The sequence below is a fragment of the Rhodococcus sp. SB1D genome (assembly GCF_048573875.1).
In the GTDB taxonomy this organism is placed as follows: domain Bacteria; phylum Actinomycetota; class Actinomycetes; order Mycobacteriales; family Mycobacteriaceae; genus Rhodococcus_F; species Rhodococcus_F qingshengii.
The window spans coordinates 304,874-331,096 of the sequence record NZ_JBMAIQ010000004.1 but is presented as its reverse complement, the minus strand read 5'-3'; the positions used below and the strand labels follow the sequence as shown (position 1 = coordinate 331,096).

At 60.7% G+C, this 26,223-nt stretch carries 23 protein-coding genes and 2 pseudogenes; 7 read left to right on the top strand and 18 right to left on the bottom strand.

Features of this window, described 5'->3' with window-relative positions; genetic code table 11:
* The first annotated feature begins 164 nt into the window (after positions 1-164).
* On the top strand, positions 165-938 hold the full coding sequence (locus ACN50D_RS13050; protein WP_212633751.1) for a YfbU family protein: 774 nt from the start codon (positions 165-167) through the stop codon (positions 936-938).
* A 1,051-nt stretch (positions 939-1,989) separates the two neighbouring features.
* On the opposite strand, the gene ACN50D_RS13045 is transcribed toward ACN50D_RS13050, so the two are convergent.
* Positions 1,990-2,154, bottom strand: coding sequence for a hypothetical protein (locus tag ACN50D_RS13045; protein WP_212633750.1), 165 nt, complete (start codon positions 2,152-2,154; stop codon positions 1,990-1,992).
* 41 nt (positions 2,155-2,195) lie between these two features.
* Positions 2,196-2,816: a hypothetical protein gene (locus ACN50D_RS13040; protein WP_212633749.1), complete on the bottom strand. Its 621-nt coding sequence runs from the start codon at positions 2,814-2,816 to the stop codon at positions 2,196-2,198.
* 460 nt (positions 2,817-3,276) lie between these two features.
* On the opposite strand from ACN50D_RS13040, the gene ACN50D_RS13035 reads away from it, so the two are divergent.
* Entirely contained in the window at positions 3,277-3,621 is a 345-nt protein-coding gene (locus ACN50D_RS13035; protein WP_212633748.1) for a hypothetical protein, read from the top strand.
* Positions 3,622-3,779: 158 nt separating this feature from the next.
* On the opposite strand, the gene ACN50D_RS13030 is transcribed toward ACN50D_RS13035, so the two are convergent.
* Entirely contained in the window at positions 3,780-5,042 is a 1,263-nt protein-coding gene (locus ACN50D_RS13030; protein ID WP_212633747.1) for an McrC family protein, read from the bottom strand.
* Positions 5,035-5,802: an McrB family protein gene (locus tag ACN50D_RS13025; RefSeq protein WP_307850538.1), complete on the bottom strand. Its 768-nt coding sequence runs from the start codon at positions 5,800-5,802 to the stop codon at positions 5,035-5,037. The genes ACN50D_RS13030 and ACN50D_RS13025 overlap by 8 nt, the downstream gene beginning before the upstream one ends.
* Positions 5,803-5,878: 76 nt before the next feature.
* Between ACN50D_RS13025 and ACN50D_RS13020 the strand changes: the two are divergent.
* Positions 5,879-6,432, top strand: a pseudogene (locus ACN50D_RS13020) (IS3 family transposase); the annotation flags it as partial.
* Positions 6,433-7,101: 669 nt separating this feature from the next.
* On the opposite strand, the gene ACN50D_RS13015 reads toward ACN50D_RS13020, so the two are convergent.
* Positions 7,102-7,464, bottom strand: coding sequence for a hypothetical protein (locus tag ACN50D_RS13015; RefSeq protein ID WP_212633746.1), 363 nt, complete (start codon positions 7,462-7,464; stop codon positions 7,102-7,104).
* A gap of 901 nt (positions 7,465-8,365) precedes the next feature.
* On the opposite strand from ACN50D_RS13015, the gene ACN50D_RS13010 reads away from it, so the two are divergent.
* The gene (locus ACN50D_RS13010) at positions 8,366-9,040 is read left to right on the top strand and encodes an LGFP repeat-containing protein (protein ID WP_212633745.1); all 675 of its coding nucleotides are present in this window, start codon (positions 8,366-8,368) and stop codon (positions 9,038-9,040) included.
* A gap of 1,073 nt (positions 9,041-10,113) precedes the next feature.
* Here ACN50D_RS13010 and ACN50D_RS13005 read toward each other — a convergent pair.
* The 7 genes and pseudogenes from ACN50D_RS13005 to ACN50D_RS12975 all read right to left on the bottom strand — a co-directional run bounded on the left by ACN50D_RS13005 (position 10,114) and on the right by ACN50D_RS12975 (position 17,096).
* Positions 10,114-10,833, bottom strand: a pseudogene (locus tag ACN50D_RS13005) (IS6 family transposase).
* Positions 10,834-11,112: 279 nt separating this feature from the next.
* Entirely contained in the window at positions 11,113-11,298 is a 186-nt protein-coding gene (locus ACN50D_RS13000; protein WP_212633744.1) for a hypothetical protein, read from the bottom strand.
* 858 nt (positions 11,299-12,156) lie between these two features.
* On the bottom strand, positions 12,157-12,570 hold the full coding sequence (locus tag ACN50D_RS12995; protein ID WP_212633743.1) for an ATP-binding protein: 414 nt from the start codon (positions 12,568-12,570) through the stop codon (positions 12,157-12,159).
* The gene (locus tag ACN50D_RS12990; RefSeq protein ID WP_212633742.1) at positions 12,567-12,908 is read right to left on the bottom strand and encodes an STAS domain-containing protein; all 342 of its coding nucleotides are present in this window, start codon (positions 12,906-12,908) and stop codon (positions 12,567-12,569) included. Before ACN50D_RS12990 ends, ACN50D_RS12995 begins: the two co-directional genes overlap by 4 nt.
* Positions 12,909-12,910: 2 nt before the next feature.
* Complete coding sequence (locus ACN50D_RS12985) at positions 12,911-14,614, bottom strand: glycosyltransferase family 2 protein (protein ID WP_372450142.1); 1,704 nt, start codon at positions 14,612-14,614, stop codon at positions 12,911-12,913.
* A gap of 266 nt (positions 14,615-14,880) precedes the next feature.
* Positions 14,881-16,107, bottom strand: coding sequence for a PP2C family protein-serine/threonine phosphatase (locus ACN50D_RS12980; protein WP_212633740.1), 1,227 nt, complete (start codon positions 16,105-16,107; stop codon positions 14,881-14,883).
* Positions 16,104-17,096 carry a glycoside hydrolase family 26 protein gene (locus ACN50D_RS12975; protein ID WP_212633739.1) on the bottom strand — a complete coding sequence of 331 codons (993 nt, stop codon included), beginning with the start codon at positions 17,094-17,096 and terminating at the stop codon, positions 16,104-16,106. The genes ACN50D_RS12980 and ACN50D_RS12975 overlap by 4 nt, the downstream gene beginning before the upstream one ends.
* Before the next feature lie 678 nt (positions 17,097-17,774).
* Here ACN50D_RS12975 and ACN50D_RS12970 point away from each other — a divergent pair.
* Positions 17,775-18,209 (top strand): ATP-binding protein, encoded by a 435-nt coding sequence (locus tag ACN50D_RS12970; RefSeq protein ID WP_212633738.1) that lies wholly within the window; start codon positions 17,775-17,777, stop codon positions 18,207-18,209.
* Complete coding sequence (locus tag ACN50D_RS12965; RefSeq protein WP_212633737.1) at positions 18,206-18,979, top strand: SigB/SigF/SigG family RNA polymerase sigma factor; 774 nt, start codon at positions 18,206-18,208, stop codon at positions 18,977-18,979. The genes ACN50D_RS12970 and ACN50D_RS12965 overlap by 4 nt, the downstream gene beginning before the upstream one ends.
* Positions 18,980-19,206: 227 nt before the next feature.
* On the opposite strand, the gene ACN50D_RS12960 is transcribed toward ACN50D_RS12965, so the two are convergent.
* Positions 19,207-19,656, bottom strand: coding sequence for a hypothetical protein (locus ACN50D_RS12960; protein WP_212633736.1), 450 nt, complete (start codon positions 19,654-19,656; stop codon positions 19,207-19,209).
* Positions 19,657-20,383: 727 nt separating this feature from the next.
* On the opposite strand from ACN50D_RS12960, the gene ACN50D_RS12955 reads away from it, so the two are divergent.
* A complete protein-coding gene (locus tag ACN50D_RS12955) occupies positions 20,384-20,866 on the top strand; it encodes a hypothetical protein (RefSeq protein ID WP_307850531.1) in 483 nt (160 codons plus the stop codon).
* Positions 20,867-21,046: 180 nt separating this feature from the next.
* On the opposite strand, the gene ACN50D_RS12950 is transcribed toward ACN50D_RS12955, so the two are convergent.
* The 5 genes from ACN50D_RS12950 to ACN50D_RS12930 form a co-directional block, all read right to left on the bottom strand.
* The gene (locus tag ACN50D_RS12950; protein ID WP_419970230.1) at positions 21,047-21,346 is read right to left on the bottom strand and encodes a hypothetical protein; all 300 of its coding nucleotides are present in this window, start codon (positions 21,344-21,346) and stop codon (positions 21,047-21,049) included.
* 776 nt (positions 21,347-22,122) lie between these two features.
* Positions 22,123-22,752, bottom strand: a complete 630-nt coding sequence (locus tag ACN50D_RS12945) for an ABC transporter substrate-binding protein (protein WP_212633734.1) — start codon at positions 22,750-22,752, stop codon at positions 22,123-22,125.
* Entirely contained in the window at positions 22,725-23,138 is a 414-nt protein-coding gene (locus ACN50D_RS12940; protein ID WP_212633733.1) for an ABC transporter substrate-binding protein, read from the bottom strand. The genes ACN50D_RS12945 and ACN50D_RS12940 overlap by 28 nt, the downstream gene beginning before the upstream one ends.
* 1,256 nt (positions 23,139-24,394) lie before the next feature.
* Positions 24,395-25,366: a DUF2332 domain-containing protein gene (locus ACN50D_RS12935; RefSeq protein ID WP_212633732.1), complete on the bottom strand. Its 972-nt coding sequence runs from the start codon at positions 25,364-25,366 to the stop codon at positions 24,395-24,397.
* Between the two features lie 245 nt (positions 25,367-25,611).
* Positions 25,612-25,908, bottom strand: coding sequence for a hypothetical protein (locus ACN50D_RS12930; RefSeq protein WP_212633731.1), 297 nt, complete (start codon positions 25,906-25,908; stop codon positions 25,612-25,614).
* Positions 25,909-26,223 lie beyond the last annotated feature (315 nt).

Below are 26,223 nucleotides of genomic sequence, written 5' to 3'. Positions count from 1 at the left end.
CCTCTCTGCATGGTTCATGCGCCCCTTCGCACCACCAGGGCTTTCACAAGACACCTACCGTCTCCGCAGGTCAACGCACAGAACCTGCTCAAGGTAGCAAGGAATCCGACTCAAATGTATGACAGTGCTACAGTAAACGTCATACACGAACATCGGAGTTTGAGATGGCAGTCCTGAACATCCGCGTGGACGACAGAGTTCGCGATCAGCTCAAGGAACTTTCAGACGAGCAAGGGATCACCCTGAGCGAATTCGTTCGAAACCTCCTCATGGAAACAGTCGTCCCGGTTTACGACCGAGAGGTCAAGCACGGCGACGAGCCCGCGCCGGAGAGCATGCGGATCGCCGACCGTCAGGTGCTCTCCCTTCTCCACCGCATCCTCGGGAGGGTTCTGCCGGAGGACGCCAATGGCGATGATGGAAATCTCGACTACCAACTCAAGCGGGCGCACATGCTCGAGGCCGGCTACGCGGGCGAGTATTGGCGTGAGGTCGCCGGTTTCAGCACCGAGTTATCGATACGGGATTGTGAACGCGTGATCGACATCCTCGAGATGTTCCGCGTCATCACCTACAGCGCCGAGCACCTCTCCGAGAACGGAACACCTGTCGCCGAGAAACTGAGATCCAGACTGGAATTCAAGGGATTCGACCACAACGACGCACTGGAGGGGCACATGGCTGACTACGTCGACTTCCAGATGCAAGAGGACCGTTGGACGGAGCTCAAGCCGCAGTTGGAGCGCAACGACAACGGCAACTCCCATCACCCCACCCTCGACATGTATTCGCGAATGCTCACCGAGTACCGCCGCATCCTGGACAGGCGTGAGCGCGGGTTCGATCGCCTGAGTTATCTTCTCTCGCAGGAAGAACTGGAGCAGATCGCCGAGGCACGCATCCACCCATCCAACCGTCGGAACACACCACGGGACTGACCGATGAGATCGAGTCGCAATCGTCATCAGGCAACGTCGAGGTCCAGCACTGCCGGGTTTGACGACATTGGACTTCCCATGGAAGGCCGGCTCCGCCCTCATCGCACGAGCGGATCCCAACCCAGAGCGTTGGCACGGATGTACGCCCACACCCAGAATCCATGTGATCTCGATCACGTCAAATACTCGTGCGGACTGCCCACATGCCCCGGTCAACTCACCGCGCAACCGCCTCTAACGAGCCTTCATACAACCGAAGAGCCCATGCCTCAGATGTTGTGTTGGCATTCTCAGGGAAGGTCACCGGCTAAAGTTATCGACAGTGATGCACGAACCGAAGATCTAAGAGACATTCGGCCAAGGCATCACATCGCCTCCAAGCCTTCAACGGTGGCTCTCCACAGTCTGCGCTCCACTCCTGGAGCTGCTGATGAGGGGAGGAGGTGGAACGAATGGTCAATCTTCCGCGTAAAAAACGGAAGGACCGGGACTACGTGGCGATAGTTACAGCTATCGCGTCAGTGGCCCTGGTCCTCATTGAACTGTTCCGTTAGGCAGAGAGCTGGGCTTTCGTTTGGATGCGGATGCCCAGCTTTTCTGTTTCCTCAGCATGTCAGGGTTGGCTTGCAATCCTGACAAGTTGCGTCGGTGCAACCCAAAGTATCGCCATTTCGAAATTTCCGCAAAAGGGTCGCGACGGAATTCGGGCCGCCTGATCTCTGGTTTCACCCTAACTCGGACTCGCTGAGCGCCCATTCTCTGCTCAGCGTGGACGTCAGGGCTGAAACGGAGCCCACACGCAATGCTTGACGAACCCCACCTCGATTCGCGGGCATTCTCACAGTGCACAGGCCAGGGATTTTCATCGTTCCGCGCGGGGCGCCACAGCCTCGGCGACCTCTTGCCCAGAAGCGTCTGCGGCGGCGCGGTTACCACCCATCGCCTCCGAGCGGACCACGGCGATTGCCGACGACATGGTCGTCGACTAGATACTTTGGGCGCAGCATCCCTCGATCGACGCCCTTCTTCTTACGTGGATCCGGCAGTGCCGTCAGGTAGCCGGCACAAGATTGGCCAGCTTCGCCGGAAACGGATACTTGCCCGGTGCGTCCGTGGTGGATTCGATGATTGCGGAGTGAGCGTCCTCGTCGACGCTGAGGATCGTGAACACCGAGACGCCTTCGGTCCCGATTCTCACTTGGTCGCCCTGCTCCACGAAATTCTCCTCTACCGAGATGCCGATAACTGTCTATCTTCTCAGCTGCTCGTCGGCGAATTTTTACCTGTCTCATTCCACGACGTCGAGGTGAAGGGGTTCGCGAGATTCGCCGGTATCGCGGCGATCGGGGTCGACATCGGGGTCAGCAGGTAGTCCGCAGAGTGGGCGTTCTGCATCGTCACGATGTCGCTGCCGTCGATCCAGCCTGTCGGGTCGACTTGGTTCCTGCCGCCACCATCCGTGTTCGATTTCCCTGCACCTGAGAACAAGTCACGGGCGAGTGCCTCTGCCCCGTTCCACAGCGAGAGGCCGGGGTTGCCACCGATACAGCCTCCGGCGATCGCCCCGATCGACACGGGCGTCTCCGAACCCTCCACGAGGGTCGAGGGCCAGAAGTCCTCGGTGGCCGCATGCGTGGCGGGGAGAGAGATCTCGGAAGACGGGCACCGGTCGTGAGCGCCGCCGATGCCAACCCAGATCAGCCGCGGAGCCTTTCGGCGTCGCCACCGTCGTTCGGCCGGGTCGTTGAATCCGCGGACCCACTGCCTGCCTTCAGCATCGGCGATCGGCGTTCCCTCCGGAGTAGCGCGCAGTTGCTCGGCACTGTCATAGACCCGCCCCCGGTTGAGTGCTGCGTCGAAGTCGCTTTCGTAGCTCATCGATCCCCCTGATGGTCCTCTGGTTTCGTCGACCGTAGCGCCGAAAGCCGACAAGTCGGCGACCGTGCATCATTCGGTTGGCCGGAAGCGAAGCAGTTAGAGACAGATTGCCGGGCGGCAGCTCACGTTTTGCGCGATCTCATGAGGCGCCCACCACGGTGAATTCTCGGTAGAGACTTCACCGAGACAACACAACGTAACAATGCAAGGTGGCAACTTGCGGCTGGGCGCTCGCAGGCCTCTATCTGCCCTTTCGGTCTCCGATTTATCAGTGCGCCTGTTACCAGATCGGTTCTCCAGTCACGGCTCACCACTATCGCGCTGCCTGCACTTCGCGTCGAAGGCACCGAAACCACGAGTGTGTATGCACAAGACCGGGAGGTGGAGAAGGCGATGTGTTCGATGTCGGAAGCACCGGAACCGCGGTCGCTACCGTGCACGCTAAACCCCAAGGAGAACCATGATCACCTCACACACCACCACCACCATCATCAACCTCGCTATCGCACTGATCGTGTTGAACGTGGCACGAGAAGTGTTGCTCTGCCTTGCCGAACTGACAGATCACGCGGACGATCGGTCGAATTTTTCGAGCGAGTGGGCGATCAAAAAATGGTATGCCAGCAGCGCGATACTGAACTCGATGCTTCTCGGTTTCTTCGCCGGCGCGATAGTCGCAACGATCTCGATTGGTTGGCCGGCCGGGCTCGTGGTGATTCTCGTGTGGGCAGTGTTGATGCGACCGCGCCTGCGAACCGTCAGATTGGTCAAGCGCCGGTGGAGCACGTACCGCATCGCGCGATGAGGGTGGGTGGGCGCTGAAACCGCTCAGCGTGGTTTCAGCTCCCGCCGCTCATCTAGCAAGGTCCGGGGCAAGACAAACCGGAGGTACTCGAGACGTCGACGAGCAGATGCGTCATCGGGCCCAATGCGTCATCCTCAGATCCGGCTTGCCCGCAACGACTACGAGCCGTGTCCGACCACTGAGAATTCATCACCGTGCCGAGCCGTCATAGTCTCGACGAGCGCATCGATCGAGGCCAGCAACTCCGCTGGCGGCGTGGTCAGGTCGAGGGCGTGGCAGTAAATGGTGATGTCGGCGCCTATAACCTCGACCGCATGGGAGGCGGTGTCGCCTTTCGTGTAGATCAGGTGCCCTTCGCGGAGGCCGAGTGCGGTGCAATAGGCAGTCAGTTGGTACATGTCCGCGTTCGGCCCCCTCTTGCCGGCAGTGACCGTTTTGTACTTGGCGTCTATCACCGCCACAGGCTTGCCGTCGCTGTCGCACCAGGTCAGATCAGGTTCGATAGTGACGCTGCGGCCATGATCGAGGTAGCGTGTCGGGCCGGATCCGGGGCGCACTCCGGTGCCGCCGCGGCGGGCGATCGCAGCAGCGGTGGTGGTCATCAGAAAATCCTCGAACACTTTCCACATGTCGAGGACGAAGCCTCGCACGACGACAGTCCCGATGCGGTGCTCGATGGACCGATGCTCGGTGATCAGCACCGCCAACTGCAATGCCCAGTGGTAGCGCTCGTTCAATCTCGTTCGCGCCGGGGACGGTTCGGCACCAGCGGTGGGCGATGTGACGTCTGCGAGGGCGCGGCGGAGCCTGGCCAGCCTCGTCTGCAGACGGGGCGGGACTACCGCGGAATCGAGCAGAATCACGGTGGCGGCGAGCAGCAGCTGGTTTTCGGCGATGTCTTCGTCGTACTCGTCGTAGCGGATCTCCACAGGCAGGGCGAGCCCGAATCGTCGGGTGATCTGATCGCCCGCGCGTAGCCGTCCGCGCAAGACCGGGCCCGAGTCTTCGACTTCGCGGTAGCCGGAAAGCAACCCGCGAGCAGTCGCTCGCTCGGCTGCCACGACGAACGCTTCGGCCAACGCCGCAACCAGGTCGGTATCCGTGTCAGCGAGTGCGGTGTGCTGTGACCACCACGCAGGGTCACGGACGTAGCCCATCATCCACATCACGCGGCTGATCGGTGTTTTCGGTTCCACCCTCACAGTGAGAGCATCGATGGTCACGGCCCCGATTTTCCGGGTGCCAGTCAGTGTGAACACGCTGGGAGTGGTCGTGGGTGTGACCGTGACCAGTCCGGTGGCCGCGAACGCTGCAGCGCCCTCCGGCGTCAACGCCACCTGCGGGCGGCACACCAGGCAGCCGGCGCAGCCGTAACCGCATGGTGGCCGCTCGAAGAGGGTCACCGTAACTGGGTCATTCACCGGTGGTCAGGCTCTTCTCCAGAGCAGCAAGGCCGTATCGGGCTTCGAGATCCACGGTGCGATCACCGAAGTGGAATTCCTCGAGCAACGGGATAATCGCGCTGTCCCATACCTGCGCCAATCCCCCATCACTGTGGACCGCCGGGCGCATGAAATACGAGGGTCCGATCTGGAAGTCCGGATCGTCGATCGCAGCGTTCAAAGCGTGGTGCAGGTCCGCGACACGCTGCGGGTACTTGCGGGCGGTGAGCCAGCGTCTCAGGACCGATTTCGTGGGCTCCTGCGCTGGGTGCAGCGCAATGAATCCGAAGCGGCGGCGCATGGCGGTGTCCACGAGAGCGATCGAGCGGTCCGCGGTGTTCATCGTGCCGATGATGACCACATTGCGTGGCAGAGTGAACGGCTCGGCCTTGTCCGAGGAGTACATCAGATCGATTGCCTCGTCGCGGTATTCGAGCAGGAAGTACAACTCACCGAAAATTTTGGCGAGGTTTCCGCGATTGATCTCGTCGACGACCAGCACGAACAACTGATCAGGATGCGTGCGGGCGCGGTCGGTCAAGCGGCGCATCGGGCCCGGCTTGAGTTCGAAGCCGACCTGACCATCGCTGCGCGGGGTGGGCTGGAAGCCTTCGAAGAAATCCTCGTAGCTGTAGGCAGGGTGGAATTGCACGATGGTGACGTTGTCCGGGCCGGCGAGATAGCGAGCCAACGTCTTCGCGATGTGCGTCTTCCCGGTGGCCGGCGGCCCGCAGAAGATCAGTTACGGGCGATCACGCAGCAGATCGGTGCACCACGCCAGCCAGCCGAGATCCACATGCAACGAGTCCGTCCGGCCTGGAATGACCAAGGACGAATCCGCAGAGCTGCGCGAAGCGAAGAGGCGGATACGACTGCTCGAGCAGGAAGCGGAAGTAATGCGACGCGCCGTCACCTACTTGTCCCGGGACGTCAACCCTAAAGGATGTTCCCGCTGGTCCGCGACCTTGCCGAGGACGGAATTCCCGTCACGGTGCTCTGCCGGGTGCTCGGCTTCTCGATGCAAGGGTTCCACACATGGAAGGAAAGCCCAATCACTCAGCGCGACTGGGATAACGCACACCTGATCAACGCTGCCTACGACATTCACGCCGACGATCCAGCCTTCGGATACCGGTTCATCGCTGACGAATTGCCATGTCGAGGCATCATCGCCGGCGGGAACCGCGTCGCTCGGTTGTGTTCGCAGCAACATATCTGGTCGGTGTTCGCAAAGAAGAAGGGATTGAACAGGAAATCGGGACCACCCGTCCACGACGATCTCGCCTCTCGCTGGTTCACTGCTCAAAGCCCGAACCAGTTGCGGCTCAAGGACATCACCGACCACCGAGCCGAAATCGTAAAGCTGTACCCGGGCCCGAACACGGTCGACAAGCTCCGCGAACGGCTCGAAGCCGCGTAACCCCTAACAGGTAAGGGACTGCGGTCCGACACCAACACGGCACCATTGCAGTGCCCCGCGAGAACGGAACCATCCGAGCCCGCAGGGCACTGCACTGTTTCTCGATCTCTCGAGGTCCTCGTTGGAAGCGAAACCCCGCAGTCACTTCACTAGCGAACGCGGCGCGTAGCCCCACAAGCGGCAGGACGCCCACCAACCTTCACCATCAACCATGGCAAGGCCGTCTGATGGGCGGTTGACCCGCCAAAGTGATTTGGTTCGGTGTCACGAGTCGACTACGAACGTGGCAGCTCGTGCGGCCTAGGAACGCGAGAAGCCCTGCAAGTCAATCATTTCGGACATATGCACCATAAGGGACCAAATGCTCCACAATTCGGGGCCCCATCAAAAGTACTAACTTTCACAGACGGAACCATCCCGACCTGCAGCCTAAACAAATCAGACCGGTCTGTTACCAAACCGGTATCAACGAACCCTGTGAAACTCATGAGTAACTCTTTAGCGTGAGCAGCGATCGCCACCAGTAACGAGAGCGCGGAAGACTCCCAGAATCGTTGCACCGGTGGCGATCCGATCCAGCATTTCCAAGAGCGGAGCCATCAGTGCTACGCCGAACTGTCAGGTAGTTGAGGGGTAACGAATGGCCTTGAAGTCTGCTCCACACTTAACACGACGAAGACAACTCACGCGCGCTCTCGCGATCTCGACAACCGCACTGTTCCTGGTCACGACGCCGATAGCAGCCAGTATGGCCCAACCTGCAGAATCGCCCGGAAACGGCGCACCCACGCAGGTCGACGACTCGTGCGATCCGGTCACCTCGACCACCACAACAACGACCACACCGACGAGTACCTCCGAGCCCACCACGACGGCGCCTTGCATACCGGCAGTTGACGACAATCCAGCACCGGAGTCTTCGACCACCACGTCGTCGACCACACCAGCCCACACACCGTCGTCGACCACACCAAGCCCCACGGTGTCCCCGGAGGACGCGACACTCGTTGAACTTCCACATCCAGTCTCCGCTGAGGACGCCGCAAGTCTCATTCAGCCCGGCATAACAGCTCTCAGGATCGACAACGGCACTTTGGTCGGCGAGTACTTCGTCGGGAACGTCAGGGCCGAGGACGCTGTTTCCGAACTGGCACAAGAGGTTCGGGACAACTTCCAAACGGAAGCCCGAATCAGCGCCGTTCGTGTTGACGAAGGACAGAGTCCGCAGCTGGCCGAAGACATCCGAACAGAAGCTTCGGAACTACCAGTCGCCGAAGCTGCTCCCGAACCGGTGATTCAGGAAGCTCCGGCCCCTTCGGGCGTAGTGATCACACCTCCAGAGGGACAACCTCAAGCCCGGACAGGAAACCCCTACGCCGTACCTAATTGGGCACCCTCGCATGCACGAGGAATGGCTCAGGAGTACCAGTCGAAAGCGGTGATCGACAATACATTTTGGTGGAACGAGTCGCCGAACAACCCCCAAGGCATAGATACCGAATGGGGATTGGAACTCGAATACAACCTTTGGGATCCGCCGCTTTCGGGTGAAACACATCCAGGATGCAACACTGACGACAATTTCTGGGCCGCACGTGGAACATCTGGCGGTGAGGTCATCAGCTGGTTTGCAACATCACCTGGAAGTTCGAAGACCCTCGATTTCTATTTCGATGGGTTCGACGCAACCGACCCATGCGAGCAACAAGGCTTCGCAATCGGTGTCGGACGCCCAAGCCGCCTTCCGCAAAACGCTGGCCTCAGCCCAGAGGTGACAACCCTCGTCACGACCGAACGTGGAACGAAACCGTCATCGCAGTTCGGTGTGAATTATCAACTCGTACACAATGACTGCGGAAATCTGACCAGAACATCGTGGTGCATGGGACTCAGTGAGGGAGCCTTCACCTACCCGGGTGGCGAGGACGTTTTCGGAGTTGCAGTGGACTACGCCAGAACCACTCGAGACACGTCCGGCGGGTATGAACGGAAGTGGTTCGCGCCCGGCGGGTACGAGCATTGGACCGGTCTACCTCCGACCTACTACGCCAACTGCACAATTGGTGGGGCCATCAACACTCGGTATCTACAAATCGGCGGCGGAAACGGCCCGGTGGGCCCGTGTGTTAGCGCGGAGATCGCACCGAAAAGCAACACAAACCTCACGCGAACCCAAGACTTCACTAACGGTCGCATGTACTGGAACCCCAGCAGCGGGGCCTGGGAGGTCTACGGCAACATCGGTTTGAAGTACTCCAATGACGGGGGCCCCTCCTCCGCTGTTGGTTGGCCGACGAGCGGGGAGCTCGGAACACCAAATGGTCAAGGTAGATTCAACCGTTTCCAGAACGGCAATATCTACTTCGGTTTCCCGGTCGGGCGATCGCATGCCGTGCACGGAGCCATTTTCATCCGTTACGGCCAAGAAGGCTGGGAGGGTGGACGGTTCGGATTCCCTACGTCCGATGAGTTCGCTGTCGGCGCAGATCGCCAGGTGAACTTCGAACACGGTTGGATCAAGTGGATTGCTGCGACGGGGCAGACAATCACTTCCTGATCTCACGAACGTCGACGCGTGTGTCCAGCAATCGATACCGTGCGGACACACGCGTCGACTGTTGTTTGAGCCTCGTCGGATATTCACGCGCCGGGGCACCGCACTTGTGGGTAGCAACTTTGCTGCCCAAACCCTGTACGCTCTCAGAAGATGCGGTGTCGCTGACGAACTGACGGCTGCCGCAGTGCATCAGTTGCGAGCTCGCCGTAACAAGTATCGACGCCGCCAGCGACCCGAAACTGCATCCTCGGACACGACGACGCACGGAGCGCCCGGCCCACGGCGAAATAGACTTCTGGCGGGAAGCCTGATCAAGGGGTGCGATCCGCTGGCGCAATCGTCCTGGTATCGGATTGACCTAGTCAGAGCGACTATGGGTTCTTCGGCCGCTTTAGTTGAATCGAGAGCATGACCACACTGAGAATTACGAGGATCAGGGAGGTGTAGGCCACAACTGATGGGCCCCACCCCTCAGGCTTGACGCTGATATTTGCACCAGTGACCGGATCGGGGCCTTCACACGTCACTCCGACCGGCCACCAAGAGCGCACGGGGCTGACACCGGGAGGGCCCGGATAGGGGGGATTCGCAGGTGTGCCCCACGGTGCACGATCAGCACATAATCCTCCGGCGTTGCCTAACGCACTCCCCCATGGGGCCCACAATCCAATCACAAACACGATCAGTCCAATGACGATGACAGCGATGGAAATAACTACTGCGTCGGTTCTACGCGACTTACCGCTATGCGCTCCGATTTCGCTCATCTGCAAATCCTAGCCCCTGGAAACCCGAATAGAACACTTCTTCCGGGGCTCCCTCATTCATATCCTTTGCCCCAGAGCCTTTTTCGTTGGCGGTGGCTTGCCTTGTTCGGGATGGTTCGAATCACCGATCTGGTGTGTGCTTTGCATAATCACTCGAAGAGGAAGTCCCACAGCGCAATCCACACTGCGTTGCCCCGCAACCGAATTACATACAATACGTCACGGCTCTGTCAACTTAACTGTACACAATTGGGAATCATCAGCATTCGGCCATGCCTCTACGGATTCTGCTGGAGGGAAACCAGGTCAGGCAGCGGCGGGTATACCTGTGACGTCGTTCCACGTGGCGAATCGGCCGGTCATTTCGGAGCGGTAATCGCTCGCGGTGAGCTTGTGTCGACCGGGCCGGAAGTGCGGCGAGATGGCGCTGAACACCGCCAGGAACCGTTGCGCTGCACCCGGTGAGCGGAAGAACTTCATTGCCCGTTCACGCTGCCTGGTGGGTTGGTGCGAGTTCTCAGCCCGGTTGTTGAGGTACTTCGAGCGCCGGTGTTCGACCGATGGCATCAACTCTCGATGCGCCACAACGTAACTGGCGAGCTTGTCGGTCACAAGCACCCTCGGAACCCGGGCCTGCTTGCGCATCAACTTGCCGAAGAAGCGTTTCGCCGCCTTCGCGTTTCGTCGTGACTGAACCAGGACGTCGAGGACATTGCCGTCCTGATCGACCGCCCGCCACAGTTATTTCCGGATGCCGCCGATCTTGACGAACACCTCATCCAGAAACCATGTGTCGCCGGGTTCGGGAGCGCGTCGGCGCAGGCCACGCGCATATTCGTGCCCGAATTTCCTGCACCACGTTCGGATCGTCTCGTGCGAGACGACGATGCCGCGGGCGAGCATCAACTCCTCGACGTCCCGCAAGCTCAAGGTGAACCTGTAGTACAGCCACACGCAGTGCACGATGATCTCCGCGGGATAGCGGTGCCGTTTGTACTGGGCCCGTGTCTCGTCTTCAAGGCTCATTTGACAATCTTCCCTGACTCACGGCCCAGTTAAGTTGACAGAGCCGCTTCCCGATACCCACATGAGCATGCCGAGCACGCCGCCGACGTTCGCCACGCAAGGGCAACTGAACCCATTTGAAGTCCAGGCACATCACCACGATCAGACCGACACCAAGCATCACGAGCAACAGAACTACATTCACCATCGCCACTGCTCCCTCTGACATTGAATCACCCACTCACACAACACAAAACACAATCCCGAGTTGCACGACCGCGCGTGATCCGGCGGCTACACTCAAGCCGCGGTCACGCCATGAAACGATCGGACCGAAACGCGCATCCTCGACGTCGCAGACAATCCACGTGCAGCCAGCTCACCGACATCAGCTGCCACGCCATGCTCGCATGTGGGCGCGAGGCCCACGACCTGACGCCACCACCGCTCACGTTCCTCGGATTCGGCCCACACGATTACATCCATCACTGCCTCCTCATCGACCCTGGCCTAGTTACCCAAGTCACAACTTTCGGAAACGTCAGACACGGGGAATTACACGGAGGAGAAGCCGAGCTCGCGGTGCGCAGCCGATAAACAATCCTCCTTCGCTGCCTCCGAAAACAGATCCGAAGACACCCAACGACTACAGTCCAAAAATGGCAGCCCACGAACTGATCCGCAGTTCAGTCCACTCGGTCCACCGCCGACGTCCATGCGGTCACTTCGCAGGCTGCACAATACTTCTCACCTCGCCTGCGACAAGTCGAGCAACACGGACGGTCGGCCGGATATACTGTTCGGGAACTCAGCCCTTGCCCGGTACGGGCACACGGCTCATCGGGCACAGCACTCATACGTCCACCCCACGAGTCACACACCCACCCCGGCCGCCGTATCAGTCGAGCCGGCACCCGCGCCCCTGCAGGAGCCGCTGGCGACGGCGAGCACAGGACCCCCGGCGTCGTAGTCCAGCCGTCAAGCATGCGCAGCCGCATCTGTGCGAGTGCGGTTACGGCATTTTCCTCTCGTCACTCGGGTTCACACTCCCCGCGACGGTCGACGCATTCGTCGGCGACCAGTTCGGCTGGCCTGACCTCTGGACGTACTGCTGCCGCGTCAGGTCCGCGGGTCCGACCCCTCCGTAGATCCCACTGTCGCCCTCCTCTTCGTCCCGTCCAGTGCCGAGAACGCTACCTACAGAACCAGACAGACGGAGTATGTCCATGCCGCCACACGCGACGGCTCGCGGGCGCCATTCGATGTTTCGAGTGCACAATTGACGACCAGGGTGGGTGTTGCCCCACGTCGTTGCCTCTATACCGCGCGGTGACTGATTGGTGGTCAGGGGGAGGTCAGGTTTCGCACGAGCCGCCAATAATTTTTTCGGTCGACTCTGCGGTAGCTGAGTTCGTCGAGAACATTGAGTGCAATGGCGATTCCGCGGCCGCGTTCGGCGAATTCGTCGGGCAGAGAGACGGCACCGAGGTCAACATGGGCAGGCTGACCGTCGTCGATGTAACGCGCCTCGATATGGCCGGTCAATGCCTCAATTTCGAGCCGTAGAGCAACGGGTTCACTTCCACCCGAATGCTCGACAATGTTGGCTCCGATCTCGGCGACGCCGAGTTCGAACTGCATGGCATGCATGTCGTCGATCGCGTGTTCAGCGAACACCTCTGCAAGTAGCGCGTGGATCGAGTCCAGTGTCGTTGCGGAAGTCACTTCCTCGATGACACGGATGTCGGCCGGTTTCATCGCTCGTCTTCGAATGCTTCATTGCTCGACGAATACGCCCGCAATACGCGATTCAAGTTGGTCAGTTCCAGTACAGTTTCGACCTGCAGTGAGGGAGCGGCGATTCGGAGATCACCGCCTGCCTGCCTGGCGATCTTCAATCCGGAGATCAATACTCCGAGCCCCGAGCTGTCGATGAACTCGATACCGGAGAGATCAACCACGATTCGGGCGCTGCCACTTTCCACGAGCTCGTGAAGGTGTGCGCGCAGGCCCGGGGCGGACACCATGTTCAGCCGCCCCTGCGGCGAGATGACTACCACGCCGCTGTCGAGGCTTCGGGTCGCGTAACTCGGCATCGTCAGCCTTCCTCGTCAGGTCCGCGATAACGCACCGCGGTGATAACTACACTCAATATCGCCATGTCGAACAGTACCCAGAAAAGGTTAACGCTCACGCCCAGAACGGAAATCGCGCCTCGGTAAAGTTGCACGATCCCGACAACCGTTGCCCCTGCCAACACTGTCATTGCGGTCAACTGTGGTATGACGAGGCGCCACGGTAGCGCGTTCTGTGTCTGCTTGGTTTTGGGAGTGACCGCAAATCCGAGGGGGCGACCCAGGTAGACGTTGCGAAACGCCGTCGTGCACGCCTTGATCCAGACAGGAAAGAGCGCCAGGCTGTACTGCTGGCCGCGCCAGGTCGGGGTACCACGGCTGACCACGAAGAAGAGCACCTGATTGAGCAATAGGAAAGGTATGAGACGGCTGAAGAAATCCCAGCTGAGAGCTTGAACCGGCAGAACACCGACGACGAGATAGATCGCAGGGGCTGCGAAATACGCGATAGCGGCAAAACCTGCGAGATAGCTCCACATCGTGGACCAGTACATCAGCCGCTGGCTGATGCTCAGCCCCTTCTGCATCAACGGGTTTTCTCGCAGCATCACTTGAATCGTGCCCTGCGCCCACCGAAGTCTTTGCGTCAGCATAGTTTTCAGATTTTCAGGCGCAAGGCCGTAAGCGAGGTTCTCGTGGTGGTACGCGGAGTTCCAGCCGAGCGCGTGCAACCGCATGCACGTGGCCATGTCCTCGGTGACCGAAATCGTGGCGAGCGGCAGCATCGGCTGCGCTTCGTCCGAGCGGTCCACATCGACGTCATCGATCAATGTGCGAATCGATTCGATCGCCCCCAAAGGTGACCACTGGTGCTCTGCCAGAATGGAGAGAGCCTCGTAGTCCAGTTCACCAGCAGCGCTCGATTGTTCACCGATATGGTGCATAGCCTCGATTGCTTCAAGATCGGCGCGCATCATCGTCAGATCAGCGTCGACGAGTTCCCGGGCAGCCGACTTTACCTGTGCCTGAAAACGATAGGTGATCTCGGCCAGCGGCTCCTGCGCTCTTCGTCGCGCCCGTGCGCCCTGCACCGCGTCCTCGACCGCGTCGAGAGCGGCAAGAACAGTCCGCTCGTCGGCACCGACCTGTTTACGAGTGGTCTGGAGAACCGTTTTTGCGGTGCGCAATGCCCGGTCGACACTGTCCTCGACCGCCCTGACGTACTGGGTAACCCCGAGATGCATAAGCGCTTCCCGTCTCAGTACCGCGTTGGATCCACAGAAGAAAGCCGCATTCCAGCCGTCTTTACCTTGTTGAATCGGTCCGTAGAACAGTGGTGCCTGACTACCGAGCGGGTCGGAAGGCGGCACGTTCACGAAGTACTGGGGTGTCTGCACCAACGCCATTTTCGGGTCTCGAAAGTACCCGAGAGTGCGGTGAAGTATTTGCGGTTCGGGGACCTGATCGGCATCCAATATCAACAAGAACTCGCCATCGGTCTCGAGCAGCGCATTGTTGAGATTGCCGGCTTTTGCATGGAGAGGTTTGCCGACCCAGTTCGACGAACGAGTCAGGTACCCCACCCCGGCGGAAGATGCCGCGGCGGCCAGCTCGCTGCGGTTTCCGTCGTCGAGTATCCAAGTGGTGTGCAGATATTCGATCGCCTTCGCAGCGACAGCAGTGCGCATCACTAGATCAATTGGTTCGTTGTAGGTGGTGATGAACACGTCGACGGTCGCGTTTTCGGGCGGTGCGGGGGGCTCAGCCCGATGCTGCAGTCGCCACATCGTCAATCCGAAGAGCAATGAGTCGATAAGGCTGTACGTTTCCGCTACCACGAGAGGCACGGCGATCCACCAAGCTTCCCAGTTCACCGACGCTAGCCAGCGCCAGAGAATGTAGTTCACGCCCAATACTGCGGTGAGAAGGATGAGCAATCGCAACCAGATCGATGGAGCTGTTCTTTTCAGGGTGTCCTTGTCGATACGTTCGGTCACGACAGGCCCACCCGCTGAATCGCAACGACAGTGATGTCATCGATCGGAGGACGGACAGCGGCCGACTCGCGGACTGACTCACAAAGCGTTTGAGGTGTCCCGTTCTCCGCGAGAACTCGATGCATTTGTGCCGGATCGCCGATACCGGAACACAAGTCGAGCAGACCATCCGAAGAGATGACGAGCATGTCCCCGAGTTCGAGAGTCAGCATGGACGTCTGCCATCGGTCGCCAGGAACAATCCCCAGGGGAAGATCGTGTCCGGTCAGTGCTTTGACGGTCCCGTCCGCTTTCCGCACGGCGGATAGTCCGTGACCGGCATCGACATAGTCGACCTGGCCGGTCGCGATGTGCAGGCGGGCATGAAACAGCGTGGCGAACGTCTCGGTGTCGCCGAAGTCCTGCGACATCTGGTCACCGACCATACGGACGACTTCAGCGAGTTGCGTCGGTGCAGCCACAGAATCCAACGCGCGAGAGGCCCCTCGCATCGCCGAACGGAGACTGGCGGTCAAAATCGCCGCGGCGAGTCCTTTACCCATCACGTCTGCAACTGTGAACGTCATTCCCTCGGACCACCGGTAATGGTCGTAGAAATCGCCGCCGACAGCGAAGGCCGGCAGACACATCGCTGCGAATGCAAACCCCGGCACTGGATCGACGGGCGGTGGCAACAACTGTCGCTGGACAGCAGCGGCACGTTCGAGTTCGTCCTTGTTCTGGATCTCGCGCTGCGCCCATGCGGCCATCTCGAGGAAAGCGAGGCGTTGGTTCGCGCTCAATTCGCGCGGAATGACGTCGAAAATGCAGAAAGTCCCGACAGGATGACCACCTGGGCCGAACAATGGATATCCGGCGTAGAAGCGGACGCCCGCATCACCCGCAACCCCGGGCAATTGCGCGAATTCGGGTACTTCCCCAAGGTCTTCGATGATCAGCGCCGGGTCGACGGGCCGGGTGTAGGCCCTGGCCACCGTCGTCTGGCAGACCGTCTGAGGTCGTGGGACGTTCTGCCTGTCCATTCCGTCGATGGCCTTGAACCATTGTCGGTCCCGGGCGAGCAAAGAGACCGCCGACATCGGCACACCGAAAACAGCCCTCGCCATCCGTGTGATTTGCTCGAAACGTTCCTCAGGTCCCGAATCCAGCAACTGCAATTGCTCCATCGAACGGAGGCGGGCGTCCTCGAGCGCATCGTCCAGTAAGGGATCGACTTGAGTCATGACAAACCTGCCTCTCGAAGTGCACGCCCCATCGCGGCACCGGTGTCTTCTCCACTGTCCAATCGCCAGTCGGTCTCTTTGTCGTAGTCGAACCACACGAAACCCACCACACCTGGCTCCTCGTCGAGATACGCCACCAGTTCCTCGATCCACTCGGCTTTCGAGCCGCCGAGTTCGCCCGAGCCCACCTCCGAGACGAGTAACGGAAGGCCAGGGGCCAGTGCACGCAGCTGCTCGAACGAGGGATCGAACAGATCGGAAGGGCTGACCCAATTGTGGCCGACGGCGCCGGCCCCCCAGTTGTAACCGTCGATGCCCACCACGTCGACGTACTCGGGTCCCGGGTACCACGCCGTGATCGGTCGGGGCTCCTCGGCGACCGGAACGTTGGGCGCCCACAACCACTTCACGTTGGTGGCGCCTTTCGACACGAAAATATCGTGGACATGGCGCCAGGCCGACACATACGTCTCCGGTGACGTGCCCCCTGCCGGAGACCACGGATACCAGGTTCCGTTCGGCTCGTGAGCAAAACGCAGATACACCGTCAAACCGTGCGCGCCGAGCTCGTCGGCCCAGCGGTAGAGGTAATCGTCGTACGCGCCGGCAGCGATCGCTGCCGCCGGAAAGGCGCCTCGATCGTAGTCGTCGCCGCCGCGGTGCACCCATGGCTCCCAGGTGACGATAGGTACGGCCCCTGCGGCGGCCACTGCGTCCAGTTCTTCGAGAGGCGGAGCGGCCGTGAAGTCGTGGAAAGACAGCAGCACGCTTGGCCGAATTCCGACCACTTCTGTCACCCTTGAGATCTCGGTCTCCGCGAGAGGACCGTTCGGGGTGCTGACACCGAATCGAAGACACGCCTCGGTATCCGAAGTGAACGCTCCCCGCTGCATGTGGCAGTCGACGGCAGTCGAACAGGCAGTGAGGCTGGCTAGAGCGAGAAGTCCACAGGTCAAACCGACTGCGGTCAATTTCGTTACCGAACACATCTCAACTCCCGCCGCGTCGGAGAAAGGATCGGGCGCACACCTACCAATCTGATAGTTGCACGTACCGTGCTCGCCGACGATTCAACGACACGGCTGAGGGCAGCGATACTCCGACAAACGTACCTACTCGTACGTTGTTGTGCGGTCTAACAAGACTGTATTCTCCGAAATCGGCGACTTCGTCTGAACATCTTCGCTGTTCAGACGAAAGTCGCCGAACACCACATGCTTCCACTAGATCCTCACCGACGCCTCTCGGACCCGCCCCGCAACACACCGGCGGGGGCGCCGCGGCGCGAAGCTAACTCCTCACCCCGCCGCACGTGACGTGCACGCCCAAGCACGCGGGGCGAGTACGAGTTCGGCGTCATCCGGCGACACCCAACCGACAAGCGTCACGGGTCGTGCGATCACACTCCGCCAAGGGACTCCTACTTGAACATTCTGCACCGAACATGAAGTACATCGCAGATGCTGCGTGTGTTCTTCATGACCGCGAGCACCGGATGCCGCTGGTACCTGGATCCGTCACCAGCGGCACCGCATCGGGGTGCACCCGCCGCTCGTGTGCCTGATCGCGCCGACCGCCTTGCGATAACCTGGCATCGAATACCGAACACCACGTGCAGCACCCCCACCTGGGGATACGATGCTCACAACCCCTGAACAGGAGCGCCCGTGACATCGCCGACGCAGGCACAACACCTCGCAGCCGCCGCCACGCCTTCCGTGTCCGTCCCGGCGACTGCTGAACAGCTCGGCTTGATGCGCGCGATGGTGCGGGCAGCCGCCGACCACCACGGCCTTCCCATGGACGCACTGGCCGACCTCACCCTCGCCGTCGACGAAGCCGCCACCACCCTGATCAACCACGCCCGCCACTCCACCGCCCTGATATGCGCATTCGACACCGCCACCAACCCCGCCGTCCTTCGGGTGACCCTGACCGCAACGACCTCGTCCCCCGTCGACGCCAGTACCTCGTCGTTCGGTTGGCTCGTCCTCAAGACACTCGTCGATCACGTCGCGCTCGAACAAACACCCGCGGAAACCACCGGCGGGGACCGGACTACGACAATCACGATGGAGAAAGCCCTGCCGGCCAACTCATGACCGACGGCCCGCACCAGGACAACGCCTACACCGACCTCACCGCGCTCTTCGCGGAAATGAGCACGCTCCCCGACGGGCATCCCGAACGCGAACACCTCCGAACACAGATCATCGAAGCAGCGCTACCGATCGCGGAAAACATTGCCGCCCGCTACCGCGGCCGTGGTCAACCCCACGACGACCTCGTCCAAGTCGCGCGCCTCGGTCTGGTCAACGCCGTCGACCGATTCGAGGTCGACAAAGGGCACGACTTCCTCGCCTTCGCCGTCCCCACCATGATGGGAGAAGTGCGCAAACACTTCCGCGACAAAGGCTGGGGCGTGCGCGTCCCACGCTCACTGCAGGAAAACTACCTCGCACTCAAGAAGGCGCAATCCTCGCTCACCCAACGCCTCGGACGCGAACCCACCACCGTCGAGCTCGCCGCCGAGATCGGCGTCGAACCATCCGAGATCAGCAAGATCGCCGCCGCCGGCGACATCTACCAGTCGTCATCCCTCGATGTCGAAACCTTCACAGACGGCGTCTCCATCGGCGACACCCTCGGAGACTTCGACGCCGCACTCGACGGCGTCGACAACCACGAAACCCTCCGACCGGCCCTGCTCGCCCTCCCCGAACGAGAACGCACCATCCTGCTCTACCGATTCTTCGGCGAACTCACCCAAACCGAAATCGCCGCCAAGATCGGCATCTCCCAAATGCACGTCTCCCGACTCCTGAGCCAATCCCTCAAACAACTCCGCATCGAACTCGGAAAACACGGCTGAAACCCGCAGCCACCCAATACTTTTCCGAAACTCAGGACTTTTGAGACTGTCGAGAACCATTACGGCCCGCCCGGAACGACACCTGCACCCGATCGGATTTCGCGACCCCGGACCACGACTGCCAACCGCAACCCGACCCCTGCCCAACTGGCACCGGCCACCGACCAAACCCGTCACAACGGCGCGGTCGTCCTGATTGAGTCCGCGCACAACATAAGAGAATGAGATCAGCCGCGCACGATCACCTTGATCGGCACAAACGCCGACTGCCGAGTCTGGCCCGAGCCGGAACCGTCGGACGACGGCCCCGCACCGTCTGCGTCGTCGTCGGATTCACCACCTCGACCACCGTCCAGCCCGCGCACAAACTCCTCGAGAAGCTCACGCAACAATCCCGGTACCGTCACATGTTCGGTGAGACCGACGAGTAGCTCATGGCGTTGACCGCGGATGGCCGCGGCAAGGGCACAAACCGGGCACCAACTGCAGCTGTCGAAGGATGATGATTCATCCGATGATGGCATCGACCTTCTGCCTGCGCTCTGCAGCCCCTCGGCGAAGCCGCCCAATATCGGTTCGACCCACCCAAGGAGCGAATCAGCCAGCACCCGAAAATCCTCGACGAGCTCGGTATCCACACTCGCGCGGGAATCGCGATGCCCGCAATGCTCGGTCACACCGTCTCCTCCTTCGGAACAATCGACGACAGCAACAAGGACCTACCGCAACAGCCCTTCGACGGGGCAGGTACACGCTCTGCTCTTCGCCAAGCGCCCACCACCTCCACGCTCGGTGACTCCAACCGCGACGGATCAGCTCTCCACTTCGTCGCAGCATCACGTACGGCGCCATCACATCACGCCCCTCGTGGAGCATTCACGGAACTACTCGTATCGAAACACCGATCCATTTGCGACCTCGCTAGCTGAGGCCGACAGGCCACACGAGGTACTCCACGACAACCAATCCTGAAAACCGACCAATTCAGCCAACACGCTTCAGACCCGGCAGCCAGCAGTCATCGAAAGTGGATGGGGCACTGACAATCTCACCTTTCCTCGGCGTTCGCCCGCCATCGACGAGTCCACTGCATGGAAGCACACTCGACCGATGGACTGTTCTCGATGTACACCGGTCCGCCTGATATACCGGGTCCAGATCGGCGACCCCGCGGTGAAAATCGCGGTGCTACGGGAAAGCGAACCCGGCAGCTGGAATGATTGGCGCACAATAAATCGGGTGGTCGGACCGTCGGCGAGGACTGCCCATGCACGCGCGTGTACAAACGTCGTCACAGATCACTCGACGTAGACGCGTCCGATACAGGAAAGCGACTACTCATCGACCCACGCCGTGCCCGCGGCGTGGGGTGTTACAACCGTCGCCGACGGGTACGGGCGTCCTGTGGACAAATTTCTTCGTATCTACCTCAACGACCAACTTGCACTCGGATTGATGTGGCAACTCGCCCGGCGCGCCCAACGACACAACGCCGGCACCGACCTCGGGGACGCGTTAGCTCACGTCTCAACCGCCATCACCGAAGACATCGCCACCTACCGCGCAATGATGCACTCGCTGCGTATGCGCACCAACCCGATCAAACTCGGCGCGGTGATCATCGCCGAACGATTGGGCCGCGGCAAACTCAACGGGCAGCTGCGCGGATACTCGCCACTGAGCCGGTTCACCGAACTGGAAATACTCATCATGGGCATCGACCGAAAGAAACAACTGTGGACGACACTCAGTGACATCGCCGAACTGCCCACCCGAGTCCCGGACATCGACTTCGCCGAACTCATCGACCGCGCCGAACGTCAACGCGCCGAACTCACACCCTTCCGCATTCGCACCGGGAAGGACGCCTTCACCCGGCGCCGATGACCGTGCAACCGATCGGAACGACACACCATGAAGCACCATGTCCGACAAGACTGCGAATCACCCTCTCCAGCAGCACTTTTGCCGCATACTGCACCAGGATCGAGGGTGATGACAGTGAGGAAGGCGCAGACCCCACCGCCGGAACTCCTCGCACGGCCGTTCGCATTCGAAAACCTGCACTCAAGATTCAGAAGTAGAATTCGCAGCCGGATCTTCACCGTCGTAGTAGGTGGTCCCGGCGGGCACATGAAAAGTCACCAAAGCGCCACCCGAAATCAAGAACACCGCCTCACCGCCGTCCACCCGGACCCGAACCAGCCCCGCCGTCCCCTGATCATTCAAGACGTCCTGAACATCGATCATCAGGCGCTTGGCCTCGTCGAGAGGTATCTCGTAACGATCCGAACCGTATTGGAACACGGCCACTTCGGATCCCGAATCCTCCGCACCCGGACCGACGTCGACAGTCCTCTGCATCATCGTCTCCCTCTACGCGAGCGCACCTGCGGATGTGGACTTCACGGCCGAAATACGGCGCGAATACATCGCAGAACCAGCGATAGAAGGGTTCACCGACGTCGAGGTGTATGAAGCCAGCGTCGGCGAACTCTACGCGCGCCGTTGCACTGCCCCTGCAGGACGCTTCTTCCACGGTGACCCACCCTGCGGCGAGTCGACAGCCGGAAGACAGATCGTCTACGTCGCCCCGAAGCCGCGGTGTTCCCAGTGCCGCGCCTTAGGGATCTCCGCGCCACCCCGGACACAAACATTCTGCGGCCACAAAAAACGGTGGCGCATGACTTCCGCGCCGAAGATGACGAACCGCAAACACGGCGATGTCCCGTCGCGGAATTCGGCCACAAGAAGGGCTTTCGCGTGCGGTCTCTGTCCGCTAGGTCGGTACCGCACGCTGCTGCTCTCAAACGCCTGTGGGGGTTGGGAGTAGTGCTATCGGGGGTACGTCCGGAGAAGATCAGACGTGTGCACGACCACGATCACCGGCAACACCGCAGTCACCACGAACCGGCTGCCCGTACCACCGCGCTACTACTGACCGTCCCCGAGGCCAGTGAGCAAACGAGACCTCGACAAAGAACTGGTGCACGGAAAGGGACGCCCGGACGAGAACAGTATCTCCTCTCCCCAATGACCTTTCTCCCACTCGAAACCATTGACGGACCCGCCGTCGCGCACACGGGTCCCCCCAAGGCCGAACGGTTTGCCAAGGTGTCTGATTCGCGGGATCAGCATCTCGATCACAAAATTGCTGGAATCTTCTCAGCCATGTAGCGGGCGAATGCGGCGCCTGTGATCGTGTAGCCGGAATTGAAAGCGTACGGAAGGAACAGGAGTTTCTTTTCCTGAACAGCTCGCACTCGTTGAAATGTCGGGCTCGAAACCGCTTCTGCGGTATCAAGGTTCTGCATGATGATGAGATCAGCGCTCTCGAACAGTTGGAGATTTTCGAGCGAGACCTGCCTTCTGTCGTCCACCTTGTCGAACCCCGGACCGGAAGTCATCACATCGATCCCTACTTCCCGTGCCACTTCGACCGGATAGGCCCCATCGCGCATCATCACGAACTGGTCGACATCATCGGTAGCGATGATCACCTTCTTCCCACGCATCACTTCGCTCAGCGACTCCTTGGACTCGGCGACGGCACCCTCGTAGTCCGCCAGCGCAGACGCGAGTTGATCCGTGCGGCCGATCATCGTCAACTGCACCTCGAGCGCCTCCTTCCAACGACCCCCCGAAGAGTTGGCCCAACCGGAACTCCCCGCGTCGATGCCCACCAACGGTGCGATGCTCTCGAACTGCGCAGCATTGGTCAGCGCGGGATAGCGACCCGAGGCGATCAGAATGAGGTCCGGATCGTTCTCCATTGCCTGCTCGGCACTGAGTTCACGTTCACCACCGTCCAGTTGGAGAACACTCGAATCCAGGGGCGAGCGAAGACGGGATTGGGCACTCCGCCCTCGTCCGGTTCCGACAACGCGCGCACCGCAACCATGGGATATCCAGCCAGAAGTGAGAATTCGATGCTGCTGCGAGTGTCGAGACACATCACTCGTTGAGGGTTGTCAGGAATTTCGACGGTAAATCCGTTGTGATCGAACAACACCGTGTCGCGGCCCGCACCGGAGTCGTCTACTGCAGACTCCGTCGATCCACATGCCGACAACAGTACGATCGAGGCCGCGCCGGCGCCGAGTCCGAAGAATCCGCGGCGCGAAAACGTATGAAAGTCAATTGCCGAACGGCCGATCATCGGTATCCGCCATCTAGAACGAATGCGTACCAATGTTCGCTGCCGAGGACAGATTTCAGGCCCGCATAGACGCCAAGTTTTGTCGCGTGCACGTCAGGAAATCCGGTGAGTAACCGGTGCGCCCCTCATCGTCGCGGCTTCCTCGACGAATGACCCCCCGAAAATGTGCGACACGACCGTCAACTGAGGCCACGCACGAAATTCCATCGTCGGAACGAAGTCGGATACCGGAGCAGCCATCTGCAGGGAGGGTGAAGGTCAGATCAAGAACGCGGCGATACCGACGAGGTCAGCCACGCGCGCACGGTGCAAAGGGACCCGGTAAGCACCAACGCGGGTGCCGAGTCCGGCATCGCGGAACCGAGGGCGATGACCGAAGTAGATCGAAACCGATCCCCCTGGGAGTGTGGGGCGCGGACGCTGCTGCGGCGTTCCGGTCCGGCAAAGTTCCGCCGATCAAACCCACACAAGCGGAGAACACACACTTGCGTCTCTGGCGATGAGACGCCCGCCCCGTTGTTACGTCGCCGGGCACCTTCCTTGCCAGAGTCCGGATGGCCTGGGCAGACAGCGGCCATCACCCCACCTCCGGCATGGGCCTGTGCCGTCTGGCCGTTCCCCGATGTCCACCCTCGGGAAGATGTGTGGGGAACAAATGCCCGTCCTCGGCGTAGCGCTGCACGTCGACACCGCAACTGGCGCCGAAATTCGCCTCCGTAGCCGCCGCGATCGCGTCATGGTCGGACTCGAAAAATTCATCGGTCGACGAGCCATCCGGCATGGTAATCCTGTAACGGTCCATCCCCTACTGTGCGCCGAATTTCTACCCGAAACAACCGCAGCCAGAGAGCAATTCGTTCACCACAGCGGACGCGCTCATCGCAATTGTCCATCATGTAGCGATCGCCCCGCCCCGTACGGAAGCCACAGCATCACACTCAACCGTGGCTGCGAATTTCACGGCACAGGTCGATCACGTTCATCGAATCCCACGGCCACGAAACAGGCGCCTGGCGAGGAAACATCGAACGCCCCGACCAGATTCGGCCCGACGAAGCCTAAAACCCTTTCGACCTACATTCCACCGGATCCCAGATTCATCGAGGCCTCGGCGCCGACTCTGGATGGCGCACGTCCGAAAAGGGCAGGCACCCGCTCGCGGCCCCCGAATGCCATCACCCACGCACCACAAGCCGAGCAGCCACGCAATACAGCCACCTGCTGTGCGGCGTGAATCTGGAAGGGCGCTGCCCCAGTCAGGGAGACGCGAACCAGTCCAGCGATTGTCCATGCGCTCCGGCGTATGCTAGCGGTCTGCCGTCGAGGGTGACGACGAACTGGCCGCGGGTTTCTGAGATCGGCTTGGGGAGTTGATCGACGACTGACGTGATCACCCCGCCGCCTTCGTTGGAGATCCAGTGGCACGGCAAACCGCGCACAGTGTCCTCGAATGACGTTCGCGCGTCGAGATCGAGGTAGTTGAGGACCGCGCTACCGAACACAACGATGGTCGTGTCCTGTGGAGCGTCATGAACCAAGCCTGCGATGGTGTCGGTGAGATCCCCCGCGACCAAGTGCGGCGGCTCTTGCCGCGCAATGGCAGCGGTAGCTCGGAGGCGATCCAGCCGGTTCGTCTGCCCCGGCCAGACAAGGCATTCAAGCCAGTGCATGTCGTCGGTGTCGTTGACGTCGAGCGGATTCAGATCGACTCCGGCCCGGTGGACCACTGTCGGAAGGGCTGCGGGCAGGGGTGGGCGACCCGTCGTGACGCATGGCAGAAGAACCGGCGAAGGCCCTGATGCGGGGTCGATGGAGGATTGCTCCTCGCCGTAGCGGTAGCTGAACCGGTCCGGATACAGGCACAGCCCGGCTGAGGCCCCGACCTCGATCAGTGACAGCGGTCCCGGAAGCTGCGAGAGCACCGGGAGCAGCGCTGCGGCTCGACCGACCTCGTTCGTCTGGGTGCTGCGCGCCAGCGCCACCTCTCGGACCGCGTCCCAGTGTTCGACCATCCAATCTTTGAACAGCAGGAACAGTGATTCCTCCACGCCCAGGTATCGGGCCGCGCCAAGTACGAGGTTCGGCTGCCGCTTCTCGGTCGGCAGCTGGTCGATCTGAGCGACAAGCTCCCGATCGTCGGCGATGCCCAGGCACCACCGTTCGTAACACGGCGAATTGCCGCGGGCCTCGTACTCGGCAAACAACCGATACCGCCACGAAGTATCCATAGCTGATTCTTACCCGGCTTCGCCACCCAGTGCGGCGCCGCCGCCGCCAACACCCGATATCTGATGGGTTGCCGAAACCCATAGCGACACCTCGACACGGCACCACGCCCCCACACCCGAACGCCCCACGGGGCGGGCCCATCCGGTTGTGAACAGCTGATATTTCAGCCGTACGGCGCAGAGCGTCCAGAGCAGAAGCTGTGAAGCACTACCCAGCCCTTGTTTGTGCGACCGAAACGCGCGTTCTACTGCGCGCCCTGATCGATCCACAGATCGGGATATGGAATCTCTCCGAAACGCGCGACAGGCCAGGGAACCAGCTTGCCGTGGCCAGTGAAGGCAATGATCCTACGTGGCGGCTTTCTGCGTGGACGAACGTCGACAGCACGGAAGGAGAACCCATCCTGCTGCACCGATTCCCAGTCGAAATCGACTGTTTCACCGATCTCAACATCTCCACTTTGCCCCCTGATTTCAAGCGACTCTCCAGCGGCGAGTGGAGGTGTCGGAGCGTCCACAAATTGCTGTAATAGAACCAGCATCCGCTCGGAGTATCCGTAGAGTCGATGACCCCCCAGCCAGCGTCCCTATTCCACGCCCCCACCACACCTACGCTCGTCATCTCACAAACTGTAACGGCCTCCGCCAGGAATGATTACAGGGCGCGGGGGTCATGCTCGGGAGCTCACGTGGTTCGAGTGCAGCTGCGCAGTCGATGACCGACGTATCGCCGTACCTGCAATTCGGTGGATAGCGCCAGTGCAATCCGCCGGCGCCCCACACACCCAACAACCACCCCCGGGGACATGTCATCACCGCAGGTCAACACCACAATACAGCCGTCGCCGCCCCCGGAA